16 protein-coding genes are annotated in these 22,333 nt (G+C 61.0%); 7 read left to right on the top strand and 9 right to left on the bottom strand.

The window, feature by feature from the left end; genetic code table 11:
• Window positions 1-148: 148 nt before the first annotated feature.
• Complete coding sequence (locus tag M0D66_RS34470) at window positions 149-1,285, top strand: porin (RefSeq protein WP_211707155.1); 1,137 nt, start codon at window positions 149-151, stop codon at window positions 1,283-1,285.
• Between the two features lie 47 nt (window positions 1,286-1,332).
• On the opposite strand, the gene gabD is transcribed toward M0D66_RS34470, so the two are convergent.
• Together gabD and M0D66_RS34460 are read right to left on the bottom strand one after the other, a co-directional pair.
• Entirely contained in the window at window positions 1,333-2,793 is a 1,461-nt protein-coding gene (gene gabD / locus M0D66_RS34465; RefSeq protein WP_093634730.1) for an NADP-dependent succinate-semialdehyde dehydrogenase, read from the bottom strand.
• An 873-nt stretch (window positions 2,794-3,666) separates the two neighbouring features.
• Window positions 3,667-4,950, bottom strand: a complete 1,284-nt coding sequence (locus tag M0D66_RS34460; RefSeq protein WP_093634728.1) for a 4-aminobutyrate--2-oxoglutarate transaminase — start codon at window positions 4,948-4,950, stop codon at window positions 3,667-3,669.
• A 138-nt stretch (window positions 4,951-5,088) separates the two neighbouring features.
• Between M0D66_RS34460 and M0D66_RS34455 the strand changes: the two genes are divergently transcribed.
• Entirely contained in the window at window positions 5,089-6,606 is a 1,518-nt protein-coding gene (locus M0D66_RS34455) for a PLP-dependent aminotransferase family protein (protein WP_211707154.1), read from the top strand.
• Window positions 6,607-6,637: 31 nt separating this feature from the next.
• Here the strand turns inward: M0D66_RS34455 and M0D66_RS34450 are convergent, their stop codons facing one another.
• The 6 genes from M0D66_RS34450 to phnC all read right to left on the bottom strand — a co-directional run bounded on the left by M0D66_RS34450 (window position 6,638) and on the right by phnC (window position 11,627).
• Window positions 6,638-7,210 (bottom strand): PIN domain-containing protein, encoded by a 573-nt coding sequence (locus M0D66_RS34450; RefSeq protein ID WP_211707153.1) that lies wholly within the window; start codon window positions 7,208-7,210, stop codon window positions 6,638-6,640.
• Window positions 7,211-7,213: 3 nt separating this feature from the next.
• A complete protein-coding gene (locus M0D66_RS34445; protein ID WP_200622201.1) occupies window positions 7,214-7,672 on the bottom strand; it encodes a helix-turn-helix domain-containing protein in 459 nt (152 codons plus the stop codon).
• Between the two features lie 88 nt (window positions 7,673-7,760).
• Window positions 7,761-8,597: a DMT family transporter gene (locus tag M0D66_RS34440; RefSeq protein ID WP_211707152.1), complete on the bottom strand. Its 837-nt coding sequence runs from the start codon at window positions 8,595-8,597 to the stop codon at window positions 7,761-7,763.
• A gap of 277 nt (window positions 8,598-8,874) precedes the next feature.
• On the bottom strand, window positions 8,875-9,714 hold the full coding sequence (gene phnE / locus M0D66_RS34435) for a phosphonate ABC transporter, permease protein PhnE (protein ID WP_200572676.1): 840 nt from the start codon (window positions 9,712-9,714) through the stop codon (window positions 8,875-8,877).
• Window positions 9,711-10,688: a phosphonate ABC transporter substrate-binding protein gene (gene phnD / locus M0D66_RS34430; protein WP_211707151.1), complete on the bottom strand. Its 978-nt coding sequence runs from the start codon at window positions 10,686-10,688 to the stop codon at window positions 9,711-9,713. The genes phnE and phnD overlap by 4 nt, the downstream gene beginning before the upstream one ends.
• Before the next feature lie 42 nt (window positions 10,689-10,730).
• Entirely contained in the window at window positions 10,731-11,627 is an 897-nt protein-coding gene (gene phnC / locus M0D66_RS34425; protein ID WP_200622198.1) for a phosphonate ABC transporter ATP-binding protein, read from the bottom strand.
• Window positions 11,628-11,919: 292 nt separating this feature from the next.
• Between phnC and M0D66_RS34420 the strand changes: the two genes are divergently transcribed.
• The 4 genes from M0D66_RS34420 (at window position 11,920) to M0D66_RS34405 (ending at window position 19,776) form a co-directional block, all read left to right on the top strand.
• A complete protein-coding gene (locus tag M0D66_RS34420; protein WP_200654367.1) occupies window positions 11,920-12,954 on the top strand; it encodes a M14 family zinc carboxypeptidase in 1,035 nt (344 codons plus the stop codon).
• Window positions 12,951-13,727 carry an alpha/beta fold hydrolase gene (locus M0D66_RS34415; RefSeq protein ID WP_200654366.1) on the top strand — a complete coding sequence of 259 codons (777 nt, stop codon included), beginning with the start codon at window positions 12,951-12,953 and terminating at the stop codon, window positions 13,725-13,727. The genes M0D66_RS34420 and M0D66_RS34415 overlap by 4 nt, the downstream gene beginning before the upstream one ends.
• A 145-nt stretch (window positions 13,728-13,872) precedes the next feature.
• Complete coding sequence (locus tag M0D66_RS34410; RefSeq protein WP_211707150.1) at window positions 13,873-18,714, top strand: NAD-glutamate dehydrogenase; 4,842 nt, start codon at window positions 13,873-13,875, stop codon at window positions 18,712-18,714.
• Window positions 18,715-18,870: 156 nt separating this feature from the next.
• Window positions 18,871-19,776, top strand: a complete 906-nt coding sequence (locus M0D66_RS34405; protein ID WP_054043383.1) for a cation diffusion facilitator family transporter — start codon at window positions 18,871-18,873, stop codon at window positions 19,774-19,776.
• Window positions 19,777-19,891: 115 nt separating this feature from the next.
• Here the strand turns inward: M0D66_RS34405 and M0D66_RS34400 are convergent, their stop codons facing one another.
• Window positions 19,892-20,872, bottom strand: a complete 981-nt coding sequence (locus M0D66_RS34400; RefSeq protein WP_211707149.1) for an aldo/keto reductase — start codon at window positions 20,870-20,872, stop codon at window positions 19,892-19,894.
• A gap of 238 nt (window positions 20,873-21,110) precedes the next feature.
• On the opposite strand from M0D66_RS34400, the gene M0D66_RS34395 reads away from it, so the two are divergent.
• Window positions 21,111-22,184: a purine nucleoside permease gene (locus M0D66_RS34395; protein WP_200654363.1), complete on the top strand. Its 1,074-nt coding sequence runs from the start codon at window positions 21,111-21,113 to the stop codon at window positions 22,182-22,184.
• Window positions 22,185-22,333: the final 149 nt, after the last annotated feature.

The raw sequence follows: 22,333 nt of genomic DNA, 5'->3' as shown, positions 1-22,333 counted from the left end.
AGTCAATCTTTGGCGTATCGGACGGCTTGCATAGCGGTCGGTATTGTCACGTCTGTCATTAGTATCGCTACATAAAAACGCTGCGTGCGGACCGCATACGGATTGGTGTGCGTTCACACAAAGCACTGGTCCAGGAGACTCGGAGAAAATGAAGTACAAACTCGCTTTGGGCAGTATGTTGCTCGGTATCAGCGCTTCGTCGTTCGCACAGAGCAGCGTGACGTTGTACGGGATCATCGACACCGGCATCGAATTCGTGACGCATGCGAACGCTGCGGGCGATAGCGTCGTACGGATGCCGGGCATCACGGGCGAATTTCCGTCGCGCTGGGGGATTCGCGGCAAGGAGGGATTGGGTGGCGGGTTGTCCGCGGTCTTCGTACTGGAAAGCGGCTTTAACACCAAAGCCGGCACGCTCAACCAGGGTGGCCGTATGTTTGGGCGACAAGCCTATGTGGGTCTCGAGAGTCCCTACGGTACGTTAACTTTCGGCCGCCAGTACACGATGACCTATTGGGCGATACTCGATTCCGATCTGCTCGGCCCTGACATTTATGGCGGTACGGGATCGTTCGATCAGTACATGCCGAGCGCACGCAGCGACAACACGATTGCGTATAAGGGGACGTTCTCGGGCTTTACGTTCGGTGCGACCTATTCGTTCGGCCGCGATTCAGCGGGTACTGGCAATTCGCCGGGGCAGGGCACCTGTGTGGGGTCGATTCCAGGCAGTTCGCAGAGTTGCCGCGAATGGTCGACGATGCTGCGTTATGACATGAACGGCTACGGCGTGGCGGGCGCCTACGACGAACAACGCGGCGGCCCGGGCGCGGCCGCGAATCTGTACGACGGCACGGCACCTTTTGCGCTGACACAATCCGGTGACAAGGACGTGCGGATGCAATTGAATGGCTACGGACACATCGGCCCAGTAAAACTCGGGGCGGGTTGGCTTGGCCGTCACGTCGAGACGGTGTCCCCGGCGTTGCCGGATGTGCGCTCGAATCTGTACTACGTCACGGCAGCGTATAACGTGACGCCTGCCTTCATCCTGGACGGTGGCGTGTACCGCATCATCAATCGCGCAGACGATACTCGCGGCACCATCGCCGCGCTACGCACCACGTATCTGTTGTCGAAGCGTTCGGCGGTTTACCTGCAGGGTGCGTATCTGTTCAATAGCCCGCACGCCGCTTATACGGTGAGCCAGGGCGGCGGAGGCACGACGCCGGCGCCGGGCATCGGGCAACTCGGCGTGATGGCCGGCATTCGCCATTCGTTCTGAGCGATTTAAAAGGCCACGTCAGATAATCCGACGTGGCCTTCGTTGCTTTAGATACCGCCGACACACATGTACTTGATGACGACGTAGTCGTCGATACCATAGTGCGAGCCTTCGCGGCCGAGACCGGATTGCTTTACGCCACCGAACGGCGCGACTTCGTTCGAAATCAGACCGGTGTTGATACCCACCATGCCGTATTCGAGCGCTTCAGCGACACGCCAGACGCGGCCGATATCGCGACTATAGAAGTACGACGCGAGGCCGAATTCCGTATCGTTGGCGAGGCGGATCACTTCTTCATCCGATGAGAAGCGGAACAGCGGCGCGAGCGGGCCGAAGGTTTCGTCGCGAGCGACTTTCATGGCCGGCGTGACATCCGCGAGCACGGTTGGCTCGAAGAAACCATGACCGAGCGCATGGCGCTTGCCGCCGGTGACGATGCGTGCGCCTTTGGCGAGGGCGTCTTCGATATGCGATTCGACCTTGAGCACGGCGGCTTCGTTGATCAGCGGACCTTGCGTGACGCCGTCTTCGGTGCCGCGGCCGACCTTGAGTTGTTCGACGGCAACGCGCAGTTTTTCGGCGAATGCGTCGTAGACTTTATCGTGCACGTAGAAGCGATTCGTGCAGACGCAGGTCTGTCCGCTATTGCGATATTTCGACGCGATGGCGCCGGCTACGGCCGCATCCAGATCCGCGTCTTCGAAGACGATGAACGGTGCATTGCCACCGAGTTCGAGCGACACTTTCTTGACCGTCGGCGCGCACTGCGCCATCAGCAGACGGCCGACCGGCGTCGAACCGGTGAACGACAATTTGCGCACGATCGGATTACCGGTCATTTCGGCGCCGATGGCTTTCGGCTCACCGGTAACGACGTTGAACACTCCGCGCGGCACACCGGCGCGTTCGGCCAGCACGGCTAGGGCGAGGGCGGAGAGCGGCGTGGCTTCGGCCGGTTTGACGATGATCGGGCAGCCGGCGGCGAGCGCCGGGCCTACCTTACGCGTGATCATCGCTGCCGGGAAATTCCACGGCGTGATGGCTGCGCAGACACCGATCGGTTCTTTCGTCACGACGATGCGTTTATCGTTTGCCGGCGTGGGGATGGTGTCGCCGTTGACGCGTTTGCCTTCTTCGGCGAACCATTCCAGGAACGAGGCGGCGTAGAGGATTTCGCCTTTGGCTTCGGCGAGGGGTTTGCCTTGTTCGGTGGTGAGGATCGTTGCCAGATCGTCGGCGTTTTCGAGCATGAGGTCATGCCATTTACGCAGGATCGTGGCGCGTTGTTTGGCGGTGGTGGCTCGCCATGCTGGCCAGGCGGCGTTGGCCGTGTCGATTGCACGGCGGGTTTCGGTTGTGCCCATGCGGGGCACTGTGGCGATTGTTTCGCCTGTGGCGGGGTTTTTTACTTCGAACGTCGTGGCGTCGTCGGCGGATTGCCATTCGCCTGAGATGTAGGCTTTTGTTTTTAGGAGAGAGGGGTCTTTTAGGACTAGCGTCGGCATTTTGGGTTTGTTCCTGGGTTTTAGATGTGGGGTTTTTGCCTGCGCGGCGCTTTTGGCCGTGTTCCTGGGGCTTTGGCCTTTCCTTGTTCTGGCTTTCGCGCCTTTCCTTGTTTTGTTAGTGGTCTATTAGCGTTCCCCCTGTGCGGGGGGCACCTACTTTTCTTTGCCGCCGCAAAGAAAAGTAGGCAAAAGAAAGCGGCTAGAAGCCTCTGCTAAGTGGGCACCGTGGTTTGCCTGGGGTAGTGGTGCGACTGGAATCTGTGTTCGTGCCGCTGCTTAGGCTTGTGACAAGGGCGTCATACTTCCGGCGGCGCTACGCGCTCCGAAGAGCCGCTCATAAAACCACCCGCTACGTTTTCGCGCTCACTCGATGTTCGCCGCGGTGGCCCTGCGTGTATCACCGCTACTGCTTCGGTGTCTCGCCGAGGCGAAGCCGATGGCCCCCACAAACCTCAACCGAAGCCGGCGGTTTCCCATGCAGACCCGTCCGCGACGCACGCAGTGCGGAGTGGGAGCTGATGACACCTTTGTCACTAACGCGGAATGTGCGAGAACACGGATTCCAGATGTACCACTACCCTTGGCAAACTACGGTTCCCACTTAGCATTAGCGGTTTGAGCCGCTTTCTTTTGCCTACTTTTCTTTGCGGCGGCAAAGAAAAGTAGGTGCCGCCCCGCACAGGGGCAACGCTAATAGACCACTAACAATTCAAGGAAAGGCACGAAAGCCAGAACAAGGAAAGGCACGAAAGCCAGAACAAGGAAAGGCAACGCCCTAAGAACACTAACAACAAGCGTCACAAAGGCAAAAAAAGCAAAGCCCACGCGGCACGCGTCCACACACCCCGCGCGCCGCGCAGGCAAAAAAAACCATCAAACAGCTACAGCAACACTCTCCTTAAGCACCGCTTCAAGAATCCCCATAGCCTCATCAAAAACGGAGTCTTGAATAGTAAGCGGGAACAGGAACCGAACAACGTTCGAATAAACACCACAAACCAGCAGCAACAACCCGCGCTCCAGCGCCCGAGCCTGCACCCGCTTGGTGAACTCCGCATCCGGCTCCGTGCCACCTGCCTTGCAGAACTCAACAGCAACCATCCCGCCCGGACCACGCACATCGGCGATCTGCGGAACTTCGCTCTGCAGCGCGATCAGCTTCGCCTTGACACGATCGCCCAGAACCGTAGCCCGCTCGCAGAGCTTCTCTTCATCGATGATATCGAGCACAGCATGCGCGGAAGCAACCGCCAGCGGGTTACCCGCATACGTGCCACCCAGACCGCCAGGCGCCGCCGCATCCATCAAATCAGCACGCCCAACCACGCCCGACAACGGCATGCCGCCCGCCAGGCTCTTGGCCATCGTCATCAGATCAGGCACCACGTCATAGTGATGCATCGCAAACAACTTGCCGGTACGGGCAAAACCCGTTTGCACTTCGTCGGCAATCAGCAAGATGCCATGCTCGTTGCACAGCTTGCGCAGCGCGCGCACGAACTCGGCCGGCGCCGGGTAGAAACCGCCTTCGCCCTGAACCGGTTCAAAAATAATCGCCGCGACGCGTTTCGGATCGATGTCGGCCTTGAACAGAAATTCGATCGCCTTCAGCGAATCGGCCGTCGTCACGCCGTGCAGCGGATTCGGGAACGGGGCGTGGAACACGTCCGCCGGGAACGGACCAAAGCCGATCTTGTACGGCGCAACCTTGCCGGTCAGCGCCATGCCCATCATCGTGCGGCCATGGAACCCGCCGGTGAACGCGATCACGCCCGGACGGCCGGTCGCGGCACGCGCGATCTTGATCGCGTTTTCGACGGCTTCGGCGCCCGTCGTGAAGAAAGCAGTCTTCTTCGGATAGTCGCCCGGGGCGCGCGCGTTGATCTTCTCAGCCAGTTCGACGTACGACGCGTACGGCACGATCTGATACGCGGTGTGCGTGAAATGATCGAGCTGGTCGCGGATCGCGGCCAGAATCTTCGGGTGACGGTGGCCGGTGTTGCACACCGCAATGCCCGCGGCGAAATCGATGAAACGGCGGCCTTCGACGTCCCACAGCTCAGCGTTCTCCGCGCGCTCGGCGTAGAAATCGCACATCACGCCGACGCCACGGGGCGTGGCGGCGTCTTTGCGGCTCTTCAGGTCAGCATTCTTCATGGTTATCTCCTTCGCTCCTCGGTTTTTGCGGGGGTGCCGCCAACGGACGCCGCACGCTCAGCGCAGCACATGCAGCGACTATAATGAGATTTGGCTCTTAACTTCAGAGCCATTTCAATAAAAATGTAGGAGCCAATCATGCGCGCGAGCGTTTTGTCCGACTGGCTGGCGCAGCGCCTTGACCGTGGCAACGGCCAGCCGATCTATCGTCAGCTGCATCGGCTGTTGCAGCAAGCGATTCTGTCGCGTGAATTGCCGGCGGGCAGTAGGGTGCCGTCGTCGCGTCTATTAGCGCAGGAATTGGGCATCGGCCGCAATACCGTCACGCAGGTGTACGAGCAGTTGGTGCTCGAAGGCTATGTGAATTCGGCAACCGGCCGCGGCACGTTCGTCGCCGAAAGCGCGCCGGACGAGATCGTCGGCGTGCCCGATGCCGAGGCGTTGGCCGCGCCGCTCGAGTCGTTGCCTTTGCCGCTGCCTTTGCAGGGCAGCCGCGCGTTGTCCACGCGTGGCACGAGGCTCATTTCGGGGGCAGGTGTCTCGAAGCGGCAATGGGGCGCGTTCATGCCCGGCGTGCCGGATGTCACGAAGTTTCCCGCGCGCGTGTGGAGCCGCCTGCACAACAAGTATTGGCGCCGGCCGCGCCCGGACCTGCTGACCTACGCGCCGGGCGGCGGGCTGGCTTCTTTGCGGCACGCGTTGGCGGACTACTTGCGGACGTCGCGCTCGGTGCGTTGTACGCCCGAGCAGATCATTGTCACGACCGGGATCCACCAGTCGGTCGACCTGGCGGTGCGCCTGCTATCCGATCCGGGCGACGTGATCTGGACCGAAGACCCTTGCTATTGGGGCGTGCGCAGCGTGCTGCACGTGTCCGGCCTGCAATCGCGACCGATCGCCGTCGACGAAGAAGGCATCAATCCCTCAGCCGACGATCTCGCGCAGCCGCCGAAGCTGATGCTCGTCACGCCGTCGCATCAATATCCGCTGGGCATGGTGATGAGCCTCGCGCGGCGCCGCATGCTGCTCGAGTACGCGCGGCAGAATCAGTGCTGGATCATTGAAGACGACTACGACAGCGAATACCGCTACGGCAGCCGGCCGCTCGCATCGTTGCAAGGTCTGGATAGATCCGGGCAGGTGATTTACGTGGGCAGCTTCGGCAAGACGCTCTTTCCGGGCTTGCGCATCGGCTACCTGGTCGTCCCCGAAGCGCTGGCCGAGAGCTTTGCGACCGCGAGCGCGGAGTTGTATCGGGAAGGGCAGTTGTTGCAGCAGGCGATGCTCGCGGAGTTCATCGCGGAAGGGCATTTCACGTCGCATATCCGCAAGATGCGCACGCTCTACGGGCAGCGTCGTCAGACCCTGCTGGACGTTGCAGCGCAGCGTTATGGCGATGCGCTGCCGGCCGTGGGCGGCGATGCCGGTTTACACCTGGTGATGCAATTTCCAGAGGGCAGTAGCGACCGCGCGGTGGCTATGGCGGCACTGGAGCGCAATATCGTCGTACGGCCGTTGTCGGGGTATTACGCGCAGCCGTCGCTGGCACCTTCGGGTTTGTTGATTGGCTACGCATGTGTGCCGGACGAGGAGATCGCGCCGGCGTTCAATACGCTGGCTGAGGCGATTGACACGACGCTTGTGCAGTTTGCGTGAGCGTGGACTTGAGGGCGGGCGGGGGCGCTTTTCAGATAGCGATGCTGTAGGGGCGGACCATTGAAACGGTTTGAGTGAGGCCCAGGCCGGCAAGCGTGTCGAGGTATTCTTCGACGGACTTGGGCGGATTTTTCAACGACTTTCTGTGTTCAGCCATCGCTTCGAGAACCTTGGCTTGGTTCAGGTCGAAGAGATCAGCAATGAAGTCATCAGGATGCTGAGCGGCCACGTTGAATGTGCTCAAGGCCTCGACTGGAAAATCCTTCAGGTTGAACGTGACGATGAGTTCCGCGCCGCAATGCACGGCGGCGGCGACCACATGTGCATCACCAGGATCCGGCAAATCGATGGCCGGCATCAGATGCTCATAGTTGTCGACCAAGGCATCCCGCACATGCGCGTCCATCAGGTCGCGGACGCGATAGATCTTGACCGGGTCGAGGTCAGGACGGTTCGCAATCAGATTGCGGGTCCACTCGTCATGAATGGCCGGCGTCCAGCGCGCACGATAGAGGTCGGTTAGCGCGAGACGCATTAGCAGATTTCGTAATGGTTGGGAGTACAGAACGCAAGCGTCGTAGATCGCGGTGAAATGTGACGACATCGATTATTCCAAACCCATTTCCTGCGACAACGCCGCGAGTTCGTCCAGGGCCTTGCGCCGCTCCGAATCGATTCGATCCTTATACGCCATCACGTCTTCATAACGCACTCGCCGATGCGTATTGACCTTCCGGAAAGGGATTTCTTTCTTCTCCAGCAACTGGACGAAGTATGGCCGCGACACGTTAAGCAGATCGGCCGCTTCCTGCGTAGTCAACTCGGCGTGAATAGGGATGATCGACACGGCGTTGCCCTGGCCGATTTCCGCGAGGACGTCGACGATCAGGCGGACGACCGATGTCGGCAACTCCACGCTGCGCGTTTCGCCCTTGCTGTCCTTGAAGTCGAACTGTTGCGTTTCGGCGCGGCTTGAAAGCACGACAGACAGATTCCGGCCGGAGACACGGGCGAGCTCAGCCTCTTGCGCTGACGGTAGCGGCGTAGGGTGGATCGAGGTGTTCATGGCGCGGTTCCTTTCGAATTCGGTATTGTAAATCGAAATATTCGAAATCGCAATAAACGAAACGGGCATGAGCAGATGCGGCAGTCCCTCAAATCCGAATCAACACAGCCCCCAGCGTAACCAGCGCGCAGGCCAGGATCCGCCGCGTGGTGAGCTTCTCCCTCATAAACAGCCAGCCGATCAGCACCGCGAAGATTGAACTGAGCTCACGCAGCGCGGAGACCATCGCAATTGGCAGATAGCGGTAGGCCTCGATGATCAGGCAATAGGCGGTGAGTGCGAGCACACCGGACGCGATGCCCTTGAGCACCACCTTGCGGCCGATGAACAACCCCTTCGCGCCGCCGCGCCAATGCCACGCAAGCAGAAACTGCGGGATATTCCAGATCAGATAGACCCACATGATGTAGCTCAGGCCGTTGCCCGCCACGCGTGCACCGATTCCATCGACGACCGAATACGTGGCGATAAAGAAGCCCGTCAGCAGCGCGAATGGCACGCTTTCGCCGGAAAAACGCATGCCGCGGCGGAACGCGAGTGAGACGATGCCGAGCGACACCAGCGCTACGCCGATGGCCGCCAACGGCTTGAGCGATTCATGCGCGAAGACCAGCGCGCCGACGAATACCAGCATCGGCGAAAGACCGCGTGCGATCGGATAGATTTGCCCGAAGTCACCGCTTTTGTAAGCGCGAATCAGTGCCAGCAGGTAGCCGAATTCGAGTACGACCGACGCGAAGATATAAGGCCACGCCTCAGGTGCAGGCAAAGGAAGCACGATCACGCCGACCGCGCTGACAGCGACATACGGAATCGCCATCATGCCAAGCAGCCATACGCGGTCTTCGGATAGATGCAGAAACGCGTTCCAGGTAGCGTGAAGCAGCGCGGAGAGCAGCACCAGCAAGACGACAAAGGTGTCCATCAGAAACTAGGGAAGGGAGAAAGAAGGCCAGCGCGCCGGCTGCAAGCACGTGATTATTCCAGCAGAACGCCGGAATGGAGAGGTGGACGACTAAAGTGAAGGGGTTTTGTGTGGCAAAGGCGGGTAATTTATGACGCCAGGAGCCCGCCGCTTAACTCTGGCGCAACGCTTGTACTATGGCGCACTTACACATCGGCACACCGTATCGAAGCGACCTGAACGAGGGTTGGCGAAGCGCGTTTCGCCAACCCCCTGGCATTCAGGAATCGTGAAGCGGTTACGTCACGCGTTCGCGCAGCCACGCGGACGCCAGATCGATCACTGTCACGACCACGATCACCATGATCATTACCGCGGCCGTCTGCGCATAATTGAACGAGCGGATCGCCTCGTACAGCACCACGCCGATCCCGCCCGCGCCGACCATGCCGACCACCATCGCCGAGCGCACGTTCGATTCGAAGCGATATAGCGCGTACGAGATCCACAACGGCAGCACTTGCGGCAGCACGCCGTAAATGATTTCGTCGAGACTGGTCGCGCCGGTAGCGCGCACGCCTTCGGCCGGACGCGGATCGATTGCCTCGACCGCTTCGGCGAAGAGCTTGGCGAGCACACCGGTGGTATGCACCCACAATGCCAGCACGCCGGCGAACGGCCCGAGCCCCACCGCGACGATGAACAGCATCGCGAAGACCATTTCATTGATCGCGCGGCACGCGTCCATCATGCGACGCATCGGCTGCACGACCCACATCGGCGCCATGTTGTGCGCGGACATCAGCCCACACGGCACAGCGCACACTAGCGAGAGGGCCGTGCCCCACACCGCCACCGACAGCGTCACATACATCTCGTGCAGATAGCTGCGCCATTCGGTGAAGTCCGGTGGGAAGAAGTCCTTGGCGAACTGGCCCATGTTGCCGGAGTCGGAGAGCAGGTCGAGCGGCCGCATATCCGCACCGTGCCAGGCGCCACCCAACACGGCGAGCACGGCGATCCAGCCGATAAGCGACAGCCAGCTGCGTTTGCCCGCAGCGGGAGTAGCGCGCGCCGCCTGCGCGGCGAGCGCTTCGCTCGCACGCGTGGGCGACGTGATCAGATCAACAGTGTTCATTGCTTGGCTACGGCGGTGTTGAGTGCGCTCAGCTTGGCGTCGAGTGCGGCCAGTTGGGTCTTGCGGTCGTCGTCGGAAAGATGCTCGTCGCTCTCGATCTTCTGCTTCTGCTGGAACAGCGCGACCTGGCGAATCGGCAGCAACTGCTCATCCGACGATGCCGCGAAGCCGGCGTAGCCCGTGATGGCAGCCATCACCTGTTTTTCATGCGGATCGGTCTTGCCGTAGTTCACGAAGAAGTTGCGGATCTTGTCCTTGGTGGCTTGCGGCAGATCCTTGCGCCATACGAGCGGATCCGACGGAATCAGCGGCGACGTCCACAACACGCGCACTTGCGCAAACTTGTCCGGATGCTGCTTCTTCAGCGTGTCGAGCATCTCGGTGTTGTTCGTCGCGATGTCGATCTTGTTGTTCACGACAGCCAGCAGATTTGCTTCGTGGCTCGACGGCAGCACGGCCTTGAACGAGGTGTTGACCGGCGTCTTGTGCTGGGCGAACAGGTAATAGCCGGGGATCAGCGTGCCCGAGGTGGAGTTCGGATCGCCGAAACCGAGTGTGACGTCCTTCGTGTTCTTGAACACGTCGTCGAGCGTCTTGAAGCGGCTGTTCACGTTGGTGACCAGCACCGACTTGTAACCGGCGTCGCCATTCAGATACAGGACCTTCGCGAACACTTCGCCTTGCGAGCGATCCACCGCTTCGATCGCCGACGCATTGCCGAAATAACCGACCTGTACCTTGTTAAAGCGCATGCCTTCGATGATGCCGGCGTAGTCGGTCGCGAAGAACGCTTTGACGTTCAGGCCGGTTTGCTTGTTCATGTCGTCGATCAGCGGCTCCCAGCGCTGTTTCAGCACGGAGGAGGAGTCGGTCGAGATGATGCCGAGATTGATGTCCTCGGCTTGTGCGGTGGCGACGCAGGCAAATGCGGCCGCGCCGACGGTCAGCGTAATCAATGAACGCAGGAATTTCATCGCTTTGAGGTCCGGTTGAGTGAACAGAATGAGTGGGCGCGCTCAGTTCGAGTGCGCCGGATTGAGAGCGAATGCGTAACGCGTCGAGGTGGATTCGGTGTCCTGCGCCGGTGCGTTGCTGTCCGCCTGATTGGCCGCACTATCTGCGGTGGCCTCTTCGAGCAGTTCACGCGCATCGTCGCCGTAGAGTTTCTTGAGCAGGGCAGGGCTCAGCGCGGCGGAGGGGCCGTCGTAGACCACCTTGCCGCGACGCAGTGCAACGGTGCGCGGGCAGTACTGCATCGCGATGTCGACCTGATGCAGCGACACCAGCACGGTCAGTTGATGGTCGACGTTGAGGGTGCGCAGCATTTCCATCACGCGGCGTGACGATTCGGGATCGAGTGAGGCGATTGGTTCGTCGGCGAGCACGATGCGCGCGCGTTGCACCAGCGCACGCGCCAATGCCGCGCGTTGCTGCTGGCCGCCGGAGAGGTTGGCGGCGCGCTCGCGTGCATGGTCGCCGATGCCGACTTCATTGAGCGCGGCCATCGACAACGCCCGCTCCGCAGCCGGAAAGCGCCCGCTCAAACGGCGCCACAAAGGCAGCCGCGCGAGCGCGCCGATCAGCACGTTGCTCTCCACGGAAAGCCGGTTCACCAGATTGAATTGCTGGAATACGAAGCCGATATCGCGGCGAATGCTGCGCACTTCGCGCACAATGCGGCCGTTCTGCTGGATCGGCCGGCCGAGAATTGCGATCTGCGACGGTTGCGCGTCCGAGGCCGTGAAGCCCGCGATATGCCGCAGCAGGGTCGATTTGCCCGAGCCCGAGGCGCCAATCAACGCAACCATTTCGCCCGGCTCGACACGCAGATCGATTTCGTCCAGCGCCTTGCGGCCGTTGCCGAACGTCTTGCTCAACCGTTCGATACGAATTGCTTCCCGAATTGCTTCCATGAGTACCCCTTCATGCATCCGGCCATTGCCGGCATGTGTGGGGCTCATTCTAGGAAGCGTCTGTGACGGTTGAGTGAAGGCATCGCAACGTCTAGACGACTATATCTATATGTGTCTTTTTTGAGTCGCCAGGAAGACAGGAAGAAGTCATTCATTCGAATGGAAAATGACACCCGCATGACATGATTTGCATTGGGCGGGGCGGGCTGCGCATGATCACCTGCAGCCAGGCTATATTGCGTCATTCGGTGAGCCGTCCCCAATAACCTTGCAGTTCCTTTTCGACGTCGTCATGCAGCCTTTGAGCTTTCTGCCCGACAGTTTTGCGGAGTACGAAGATCTCAAGACGATCCTCGACCAGGGCAGCGCCAGCTTCGAGATCCGCACGGTCTGCGAGACAACGGTGCGGGGCCGGCACTTCGCTGTGCACACCGCGAGCATCGGTTCAACCGATCCGCTCGCGCCGGCAATCGGGTTTTTTGGCGGCATTCACGGACTCGAACGGATCGGCTCGCAACTTGTGCTCGACTACATGCGCGCGCTGCTCGCCCGGCTCGAATGGGACGAGCTGCTGGTGCGGCAGTTGCAATCGATTCGTCTGATCTTTATGCCGATCGTCAATCCGGGCGGCATGTGGGCCGCCACGCGGGCCAATCCCAATGGGGTCGATCTGATGCGCAATGCGCCGCAGAACGCCGACGAACGCGTGCCGCTACTCGCCGGTGGTCAGCGGGTGGGCGCATGGCTGCCGTGGTATCGCGGCCGGCAAGGTGAGCCGATGGAGCCCGAGGCCGCGGCGCTCCTGCGGGTGGTCGAAACCGACATGGCCGCGCGGCCCCTGAGCATCGCGCTCGACTGTCACTCGGGGTACGGCTGGCGCGACAGCATCTGGTTTCCCTATGCGCGCACGCGCAAGCTGATGCCGCATCTGCCGGAAATGTACGTGCTGAAAACCATGTTCGAGCGCGCGCATCCGCATCATGGCTACGCGTTCGAACCGCAGAGCCACCAGTATCTGTTGCATGGCGATCTGTGGGACTTCGCGTACGACCGTACGCCGCCGCCCAACGTCTTCCTGCCGATGACGCTCGAACTCGGTTCGTGGCTGTGGATCAAGAAGAATCCGCGCCAGCTGTTTTCGCGCCAGGGCATGTTCAATCCAGTCAAGGCGCATCGCACGGCACGTGTGCTGAGGCGTCACGCGAATCTGCTGGATTTTCTCGCGCGCGCAGCGTTCTCTTCGCAACGCTGGCTGCCGCAAGGCAATCGTCGCGAGGAACTGCTGCAAAGCGCGATCGATCACTGGACCATGCCGGAAGCGCTATGAGCACGTGGATTCTTTTGCGTGGACTGACGCGCGAATCACGCCACTGGGGTCGTTTGCCCGGCTTGTTGCGCGAGGCGACCGGCACGGATCGCTTGTTGCTGCTCGATCTGCCCGGCAATGGCGAGTTCACTAACTTGCGCGCACCGGCCACGGTCGAGGATATGGTGGGCTTCGTGCGGATTGCTGCATTGCAAACGGGCGCGGCAGGTCCCTATCGCGTGCTGGCGATGTCGCTCGGCGGCATGGTGGCGACCGACTGGGCACAACGGCATCCCGGCGAGATCGAGCGGCTCGTGTTGATCAATACCAGCATGAGGCCGTTCAGCCGCATGCACGAGCGCTTGCGTCCATCAGCATGGCCTGGCCTGCTGGGCGTCGCAGCACACTGGCGCGATGCAACGCGCGCGGAAAGCGGCATTCATCGACTGACATGCAACAACGTCGAAACGCTGGGCGCCGATCTCGATGCATGGAGCGAAATTCGCCGCAGCGCGCCGGTGAGCCGCGGCAATGCGTTGCGGCAGCTTTGGGCCGCCGCGCGCTTTAGTGCGGCTGCGGCGAAACCGCATTGCCCGTTGCTGATTCTCTCTTCACGCGCCGATAAACTGGTCAATCCGGTGTGTTCGGCCAAACTCGCGGCAGCCTGGGGCGCAGCGCACCGCGAGCATCAATGGGCCGGTCACGACCTGCCGCACGATGATCCGGCCTGGACCAGCGAACAGGTTCAGGCATGGCTGAGGCAGGAGGCTGGCGAATTGAAGGCCGCGCTTTAAACGGAGGCGGCACGTTCTCCGGCAGCGGGTATAACCTAAGTGAGCTCGCGCATCGATTTCCAGGTGGCAGGCGCATAATCCTCGTTCAGACGATGCATGCGAATCAAGCGATACTCGCTATTGCCGCCCGCCGGGGGAGTTGATCATGCAAGCAAAGAATGAAGAAGCCGTCACGCACCTGCTGAACGATGTCTTTGAATTTGCGCGTGGACGATTGCCGGAGCCAACCTTCAAAGTCGTCGAGCCTTTCCTGCGGCACTACTACGATTTCGTCGACGCCGACGATCTTCAAAGCCGCTCCATCGCTGATCTTTACGGCGCAGCGCTTGCCCATTGGCAAACCGCGCAGCGCTTCGTGCCAGGCAGCGAACGGCTGCGTGTCTACAACCCGATACTCGAACAGCATGGCTGGCATTCCGATCACACCGTGATCGAGATCGTCAACGACGATATGCCGTTCCTGGTCGATTCGGTATCGATGGCGGTCAACCGCCTCGGGCTCGCACTGCATTCAGTCGTGCATCCGGTGTTCCGCATCTGGCGCGGACCGGACGGCAGCATTGTGCGCGTGGGTCAGGGCGCTGAAGATGCCGCCGATACGCGCTCGCAGCTTGCTTCGTTCATTCACTTCGAGGTCGACCGTTGCGGCGACGCAGCGAAACTCGACGCATTGCGTGACGAGATCGCAAGAGTGCTGCGCGACGTGCGCGCCGCAGTGGAGGATTGGCCGAAGATCGTCGAACTCGCGCGCGTCACCGTCAAAGGCATGAAGGCCGGCGAGGCAGGGCCGGAAGGTATGGAAGCCCGCGCGTTCCTCGAATGGATGGTGGCCGATCATTTCACATTTCTTGGCCAGCGCGACTATGAATTGGTGCAGCACGATATCGGCTTTGGCCTGCGTGCGGTACCCGGCTCGGGCCTCGGCATTCTGCGCGACGAGTTGCGTCCCGCGGGCGCAGCGGAAATCACGCCATTGCCACCGGCGGCGGCCGATATCATCTCCGGCTCGTCGCCCATTTTCCTGACCAAGGCCAACTCGCGCGCGACGGTGCATCGGCCGGGCTATCTGGATTACGTTGGCATCAAGCTGACCGGTGCGGACGGCAAGGTGACCGGCGAGCGGCGCTTTATCGGTCTGTATACGTCCACCGCGTACCTGGTGTCGGCGGCGGAGATTCCGATCGTACGGCGCAAATGCGCGAACATCGTACGGCGGGCCGGTTTCCTGCCCAAGGGCCACCTGGCCAAATCACTGGTGACGGTGCTCGAAACCTATCCACGTGACGAACTGTTTCAGGCCGACGAAGACCAGCTCTACGATATCGCGCTGGGCGTGCTGCGTTTGCAGGAGCATCAACGCACGCGGATGTTCGTCCGACGCGACCGTTTCGACCGATTCGTGTCGTGTCTCGTGTTCGTGCCGCGTGACAAGTACAACACCGATCTGCGGCAGCGCATCGCCAATCTGCTGACCGATGCGTTCAACGGGGAAAGTGTCGAATTCACGCCCTTGTTGTCGGAGTCGACACTCGCGCGTATTCACTTCGTCGTGCATGCGAAGCCCGGGGGCATGCCTCATGTCGATACGCGTGAGCTCGAAGCGCGCCTCGTTCACGTTACGCGCCGCTGGCAGGACGATCTCGCCGACGCGTTGCTCGATGCATTCGGCGAAGAGCAGGGCAACCGTCTCCTGCAACACTATGCGGATTCGTTTCCTCCCGGCTATCGCGACGATTATCCGGCCCGTACCGCGGTGCGCGATATCGAGCTGATCGAACGCGTGCAGGGCAGCGAGCGGCTCGCCATGAACCTGTACCGCCCGATCGAATCAGGGCCGCGCGCGTTCCGTTTCAAGGTTTATCGTGCGGGCTTGCCTATTGCCTTGTCGCGCAGCTTGCCGATGCTCGAACATCTCGGTGTGCGTGTCGATGAAGAGCGGCCTTATCTGATCGAAGCACTCGACGCCACGCCTGCCTGGATTCACGATTTCGGCCTTGAACTCGCGGACGATGCGGAGTTCGATATCGAACGGGTGAAGGATCTTTTCGAAGATGCGTTCGAACAGGTGTGGACCGGCGGAATCGAAAGCGATGATTTCAACCGCCTAGTGTTGCGCGCGCAACTGAGTGCGCGCGAGGTGACGATTCTGCGTGCCTACGCCAAGTACCTGCGGCAAGTGGGTTCGACGTTCAGCGACGCTTATATCGAACGCGCGGTGACCGGCAATCCGGCGATTGCCCGCATGCTGGTCGAGTTGTTCATTGCACGTTTCGATCCGGTGCTTGGCGACACACGTGAGGCCCGTGTCGATAGCTTGCTGAAGACGATCGACAGCGCGCTCGATCAGGTGCCGAATCTCGATGAGGATCGGATACTCCGGCAATTCCTCGGCGTCATCAAGGCCACACAGCGCACGAACTACTATCGTTTCGACGCCGACGGCCATCCGAAACCGTATCTGTCGTTCAAATTCAATCCCGCCCAGGTGCCCGGTTTGCCCGAACCGAAACCGATGTTCGAAATCTGGGTGTACTCGCCGCGTGTGGAAGGCGTGCATTTGCGCGGCGGCCGGGTTGCGCGCGGCGGCCTGCGCTGGTCGGATCGGCGTGAGGACTTCCGCACGGAAGTGCTCGGCTTGATGAAGGCGCAGATGGTCAAGAACGTGGTGATCGTGCCGGTTGGCTCCAAAGGCGGTTTTGTCGTGAAGAATCCGCCGCCGCAGACCGAACGCGATGCGTGGATGCGTGAAGGCATCGCCTGCTATCAGACGTTCTTGCGCGGCCTGCTCGATTTGACCGACAACCTCACGGGTACGACGGTGGTGCCGCCGCCCGATGTGGTGCGGCATGACCCCGACGATCCCTATCTGGTCGTCGCCGCCGACAAGGGTACCGCCACCTTCTCCGACTACGCGAACGCGATCTCCCAGGAATACGGTTTCTGGCTCGACGATGCCTTTGCGTCGGGCGGTTCGGTCGGTTATGACCACAAGAAAATGGCGATCACGGCGCGCGGCGCATGGGAGTCGGTCAAACGGCACTTCCGCGAAATGGGCGTCGATACGCAAGCGACCGACTTCACGGTCGTGGGCGTCGGCGATATGTCGGGCGATGTATTCGGCAACGGCATGCTGCTCTCGCCGCATATCAGGCTGGTCGCCGCGTTCGATCATCGGCATATCTTTCTCGATCCGAATCCCGATCCGGCGGTAAGCCTTGCCGAGCGCGGGCGACTTTTCGGGCTTGACCGGTCGAGTTGGGCCGACTACGACCCGTCGCTGATCTCGGCGGGCGGCGGCGTGTTTCCGCGCACCGCCAAGACGATTCCGTTGTCTCCAGCCGTGCAGTCGGTGCTTGGCATCAGCGCGCCGGCGCTCGCGCCCGCTGAATTGATGCGCGCGATTCTGCAGGCGCCGGTCGATCTGCTCTACAACGGCGGTATCGGCACCTATGTGAAGGCGAGCCGCGAAACGCATCTGCAGGTGGGCGACCGCGCCAACGACGCGATCCGTGTCAACGGCGCCGATCTGCACTGCAAGGTCGTCGCGGAAGGCGGCAATCTCGGTCTTACGCAACTCGGGCGTATCGAGTTCGCCCAACGCGGCGGTCGTATCAATACCGATGCGATCGACAACTCCGCCGGGGTCGACTGTTCGGACCACGAGGTCAACATCAAGATTCTGCTGGGGCTGGTTGTCTCGGATGGCGAAATGACCGAGAAACAGCGCAATGCACTGCTCGCGGAAATGACCGATGAAGTCGGCTTGCTCGTCTTGCAGGACAACTATTACCAGACCCAGGCGCTCTCGATTGCGGGCCGCTACGGCGTCGAATTGCTCGATGCCGAAGCGCGCCTGATGCGTTATCTCGAACGCGCGGGCCGTCTGAACCGCGTGATCGAGTTCTTGCCGACCGATGAAGAAGTCGCCGAGCGCCAGGCCGCGAAACAAGGGCTCACCACGCCCGAACGCGCGGTGCTGCTTGCGTATAGCAAGATGTGGCTCTACGACGCGCTGCTCGAATCGTCGATGCCGGAAGACCCGCTCGTCAGCGACATGCTGATCGAATACTTTCCGAAGCCATTGCGGCAGCGCTTTAGCGAACCGATGCAACGTCACCCGTTGCGGCGCGAAATCCTTGCGACGCATCTGACCAATGCGTTGGTGAATCGCGTGGGCTGCGAGTTCGTGCATCGGCTGATGGAAGAGACCGATGCGCAGCCTGGCGACATCGTGCGCGCCTGCATCATGGCGCGCGACGTGTTCGATCTCGACGACGTGTGGCGCAGTATCGATGCGCTGGATAACCGTGTCGCCGACGATGTGCAGGCACGCATGTTCGTCGAAGTGGCGCGGCTCGTCGAACGCTCGGCGCTGTGGTTCCTGCGGCAATTGCAATCAGGGGCGGTTAGCGCCGGCGATGTTGCCGGCCTGCTTGCGCGCTGCCGCGACGCGGCGCAACGCCTTGCGCCGCAATGGCCCGCGCTGCTGCCGAGTGCCGATCTCGACGCGCTGTCCGAGCGGCAACGCGTGCTCGTGGACGCGGGCGTCGATAGCGAACTGGCAGTGCGGATCGCCAGCGGAGAGATATCGGCAGCTTTGCTCGACATCGCCGAGGTGGCGTCGACTTGCGGGCGCAGTCTCGAACTCGTGGCGGGCGTCTACTTCGCGCTCGGCACGCTGCTGAACTACAGCTGGATCAGCGAGCGCGCGGCCGCGCTGCCGGCTCCCACGCACTGGGACATGCTGGCGCGCGCCACGGCTCTGGCGGAACTCGCACGCCTGAAACGCGCGCTGACCACGAGCGCACTGGCCGGCGCCGACGAGGCATCCACGCCGGACGCATTGGTTCAGGCATGGCGCGAGAAGCGCACCGCGCAACTCGAGCGTTATGCGCGTCTGCTTGCCGATCTGCGGGCCACGGGCGGCGCAAGCCTGTCGATGCTTCTGGTGATCGTGCGGGAGATGGCCGCGCTCGAAAGGGCATAGCACGACGGGGCGCGAGAGCAAGCAGATGTGCTGCATACGTCACAGAACCCGGCGCGGAACAGCGCCGGGGTTGGACGCATGCTACCTGGCATGTCCATAATACGAACTATTGCCAACCGAAAGCGCTCTGCAAACTCACGGACCCTCTCCACGACGATGAAAGAAGAATCGCCGAAAGCCATTTTCTATGCGCTTGCCGCCAACCTCGGCATCGCTATCTGCAAGTTCGCTGCTGCCGCGTTCACCGGCTCCGGCTCGATGTTCGCCGAAGCCATTCATTCGACCGCCGACTGCGGTAACCAGTTGCTGCTGCTATTCGGCTTGCGCGAAGCGCGCAAGCCGGCAAGCCCCTTGCATCCTATGGGCGGTGGCCGCGAGATCAATTTCTATTCGCTGCTGGTGGCATTGCTGCTGTTTTTTGTGGGCGGCGCGTTTTCGGTTTACGAAGGCGTGCATCGTCTATTCGCGCGCGAGCCTTTGCAGTATGCCTATGTGGCGCTCGTCGTACTGGGCGTTTCGGTGGTGCTCGAAACGCTTTCCTTGTGGGGCGCGGTGAAGGAGATCCGCAAGTCGCATCCCGACAAACATCTGTGGCGCTGGTTTCGCGAAACGCGCGAGTCCGAACTGCTGGTGGTGGCCGGCGAGGACATTGCCGCGCTGGCGGGTCTTGCGATCGCCTTTGTCGCCGTGTTGCTGACGATGGTGACCGGCAATCCCGTCTACGACGCACTGGGCTCCATCGGCGTCGGCGTGTTGCTGATGGTGATTGCGTGGCTGGTGGCGCGCGAAGTGAAGTCGATGATCGTCGGCGAATCGGCGAGCCCGGAAGTGCGCCGCGCGATCGAGACGCATCTGCGCGGCCGCTCCGAGATTCGCAGCATCATCAACATGATTACGCTGCAGTGGGGCCGTCACGTGGTGGTGGCGGTGCAGGCGGAAATGATCGACTACGCGAGCGGCCGCGCGATGGTCGACGCGATCAACGTGATCGAAGCGGACTTGCAGGAGGCATTTCCGCAAGTACGCTGGGTGTTTTTCGAACCGGACGTGCCGCGGGTTTGATGCGTTGTTTTGCTGGCGGGGATATGTCCGGTTCGTCGGTGGCGAGCGGATCGCGCTAGTGTCTCCGCTTGGGACGGCCCTTACTTTCGCGTCCGCTGGCCAGTGCACTGGCTGCTTATTTGAAACCGGTCACCGCATGTGGCACGTACAGCTCTTCCAATTGGCGGATCTCGTCCGCGCTCAGATTCAACGTCAGTGCTGCGACCGCATCGTCGAGATGATGCAGCTTGGTCGCGCCGACGATAGGCGCGGTGATCGGCTTCTTCTGCAACACCCAGGCTAGCGCGACTTGCGCACGCGGCACACCGCGTTCCTTCGCAATCTGGCTGACGCGCTCCACGATCCGGCGGTCCGCGTCTTCGGTATGTGCGTACAGAGTGCGGCCGAATTCGTCGGTCTCGGAGCGTGCGCTTTCAGTGTTCCAGTCGCGCGTCAGGCGTCCGCGTGCCAGCGGGCTCCATGGAATGACGCCGATGCCTTCGCTTTCGCACAGCGGCAGCATCTCCCGCTCTTCCTCGCGATAGAGCAGATTCACGTAGTTCTGCATCGTCACGAAGCGCGTCCAGCCATTGCGTTCAGCCACATGCAATGCCTTGGCAAACTGCCACGCATACATCGACGACGCACCGATATAGCGCGCCTTGCCGGCCTTCACCACGTCGTGCAGCGCCTCCATGGTTTCTTCGATCGGTGTGTCGTAGTCCCAGCGGTGGATCTGATACAGATCGACGTAGTCCGTACCGAGACGCCTCAGGCTGTTGTCGATTTCCGCCATGATCGCCTTGCGCGACAGACCCGCGCCGTTCGGGCCCGGATGCATGCGGCTATTCACCTTGGTGGCCAGCACGATCTCGCCGCGTTTCGCAAAGTCCTTCAATGCGCGGCCGACGATTTCCTCGCTGGTGCCGTCCGAGTAAACGTTGGCGGTATCGAAGAAATTGATGCCGTGGTCGAGCGCCTGCTTGATAAAGGGGCGCGCCGCTTCATCGTCGAGCGACCAGGGGTGGGTGCCGCGAGCGGGCACGCCGTAACTCATGCAGCCGAGACAAAGACGCGATACATCGAGGCCGGTGCGGCCCAGTTTCACATAGTCCATCGAGGTGCTCCTGTGTTGAAGTGCACAAACGCGGTGCGTGCTGACGACCCTCCATTATAGGAACGGACGCGTTGACGTGCTGGAGGGCAGATCAAACGCGCGGGTCAGCGGAGTTCAGTCGCGGTGGGTGACTTGCTGCAATACGTAGTGGAAAATAATTTCTTCGCATCTATACTTCTTTCGGCTTGAAAGCGGCCTTTCTCCCAATCTGCATCACAAGCAAAAAGGAAGAATTACGATGCTGACTCGCACACTTGGCGCAATCTCTGCCATTGCACTCGCGGCCTGCGCCGCCTTTACATCCGGCCCTGCCAGCGCGGACGACAACGATGGTTTCTCGCAAGGCGACGGCGGCTCGCACGGGCGGCCGGTCAAGGTGATGATCATTTCGATGTTTGGACCGGAAGGGCAGGTATGGCTCGATCGGCTGGGTCCATGGCGCGAGATTACGGTCGATGGCTTATCGCCCGACTACCCGACGGTTCATTGCAATAAGCAGGACGTGTGCGTCATGACGACGGGCATGGGGCATAGCAACGCTGCCGCGTCGATTATGGCATTGACGTTTTCATCGCGTTTCGATTTGCGGCATACGTACTTTATGGTGGCGGGGATTGCCGGGATCGATCCGCAGCAAGGCACGGTTGGATCCGCCGCGTGGGCGAAGTACCTGGTCGACTTCGGGATTCAGTGGGAGATCGATGGGCGGGAGATTCCGCCTGGCTGGAATACTGGATACCTGGGGATCAACACCACGAGTCCGACGGCTAAGCCACCGCTCGACTATCGGACGGAGGTGTTCCAGTTGAATACCCAGCTAGCCGATACGGCGTTTGCTTTGTCGCGCAGTGTTGTGCTGTCCGATAACGCTCAGGCGCAGGCTGCGCGAGCCAAGTATTCATATGCGCCGGCGAATCGGCCGCCTACGGTCATTCAATGCGACACGCTCGCGGGTGATACCTGGTGGTCGGGGACGCTACTTGGGCAGCGGGCGCGGGATTGGACCAAGATCCTGACGGATGGCAATGGGGTGTATTGCACGACGCAGCAGGAGGATAACGCGACGTATGAGGCGCTTAAGCGCGCGGCCTCGGTGCATAAGGTTGACCTGAGCCGCGTTGCGGTGCTGCGGGCTGGGTCTGATTTTGATCGGCCATATGACGGGCAGACTAGTGCTGATAACCTGCTCAACTATGCGGCGCAGGGGGGCTTTACGATTGCTATTGAGAACCTGTATAGGTCGGGGAATCCGCTTGTGCAGGATATTGCTACTCATTGGGGGGAGTGGCGGCAAGGGGTGCCTAAGAGGTAGGTTTTTTGCCTTTGGCGGCGCTTATTGTCCGTGTTCCTGGGGCTTTGGGCTTTCCTTGAATTGTTAGTGGTTTATTAGCGTTGCCCCTGTGCGGGGGGGGGCACCTACTTTTCTTTGCCGCCGCAAAGAAAAGTAGGCAAAAGAAAGCG

The sequence above is a fragment of the Paraburkholderia sp. SECH2 genome, from assembly GCF_030464795.1.
In the GTDB taxonomy this organism is placed as follows: domain Bacteria; phylum Pseudomonadota; class Gammaproteobacteria; order Burkholderiales; family Burkholderiaceae; genus Paraburkholderia; species Paraburkholderia aspalathi.
The sequence above is the reverse complement of the archived record's forward strand: the minus strand, read 5'-3'. Positions and strand labels throughout refer to the sequence as shown.

Coding starts and splice junctions, on each gene's coding strand:
- M0D66_RS34470 (WP_211707155.1), top strand. CDS start 149: ATGAAGTACAAACTCGCTTTGGGCAGTATGTTGCTCGGTATCAGCGCT.
- gabD (WP_093634730.1), bottom strand. CDS start 2,793: ATGCCGACGCTAGTCCTAAAAGACCCCTCTCTCCTAAAAACAAAAGCC.
- M0D66_RS34460 (WP_093634728.1), bottom strand. CDS start 4,950: ATGAAGAATGCTGACCTGAAGAGCCGCAAAGACGCCGCCACGCCCCGT.
- M0D66_RS34455 (WP_211707154.1), top strand. CDS start 5,089: ATGCGCGCGAGCGTTTTGTCCGACTGGCTGGCGCAGCGCCTTGACCGT.
- M0D66_RS34450 (WP_211707153.1), bottom strand. CDS start 7,210: ATGTCGTCACATTTCACCGCGATCTACGACGCTTGCGTTCTGTACTCC.
- M0D66_RS34445 (WP_200622201.1), bottom strand. CDS start 7,672: ATGAACACCTCGATCCACCCTACGCCGCTACCGTCAGCGCAAGAGGCT.
- M0D66_RS34440 (WP_211707152.1), bottom strand. CDS start 8,597: ATGGACACCTTTGTCGTCTTGCTGGTGCTGCTCTCCGCGCTGCTTCAC.
- phnE (WP_200572676.1), bottom strand. CDS start 9,714: ATGAACACTGTTGATCTGATCACGTCGCCCACGCGTGCGAGCGAAGCG.
- phnD (WP_211707151.1), bottom strand. CDS start 10,688: ATGAAATTCCTGCGTTCATTGATTACGCTGACCGTCGGCGCGGCCGCA.
- phnC (WP_200622198.1), bottom strand. CDS start 11,627: ATGGAAGCAATTCGGGAAGCAATTCGTATCGAACGGTTGAGCAAGACG.
- M0D66_RS34420 (WP_200654367.1), top strand. CDS start 11,920: ATGCAGCCTTTGAGCTTTCTGCCCGACAGTTTTGCGGAGTACGAAGAT.
- M0D66_RS34415 (WP_200654366.1), top strand. CDS start 12,951: ATGAGCACGTGGATTCTTTTGCGTGGACTGACGCGCGAATCACGCCAC.
- M0D66_RS34410 (WP_211707150.1), top strand. CDS start 13,873: ATGCAAGCAAAGAATGAAGAAGCCGTCACGCACCTGCTGAACGATGTC.
- M0D66_RS34405 (WP_054043383.1), top strand. CDS start 18,871: ATGAAAGAAGAATCGCCGAAAGCCATTTTCTATGCGCTTGCCGCCAAC.
- M0D66_RS34400 (WP_211707149.1), bottom strand. CDS start 20,872: ATGGACTATGTGAAACTGGGCCGCACCGGCCTCGATGTATCGCGTCTT.
- M0D66_RS34395 (WP_200654363.1), top strand. CDS start 21,111: ATGCTGACTCGCACACTTGGCGCAATCTCTGCCATTGCACTCGCGGCC.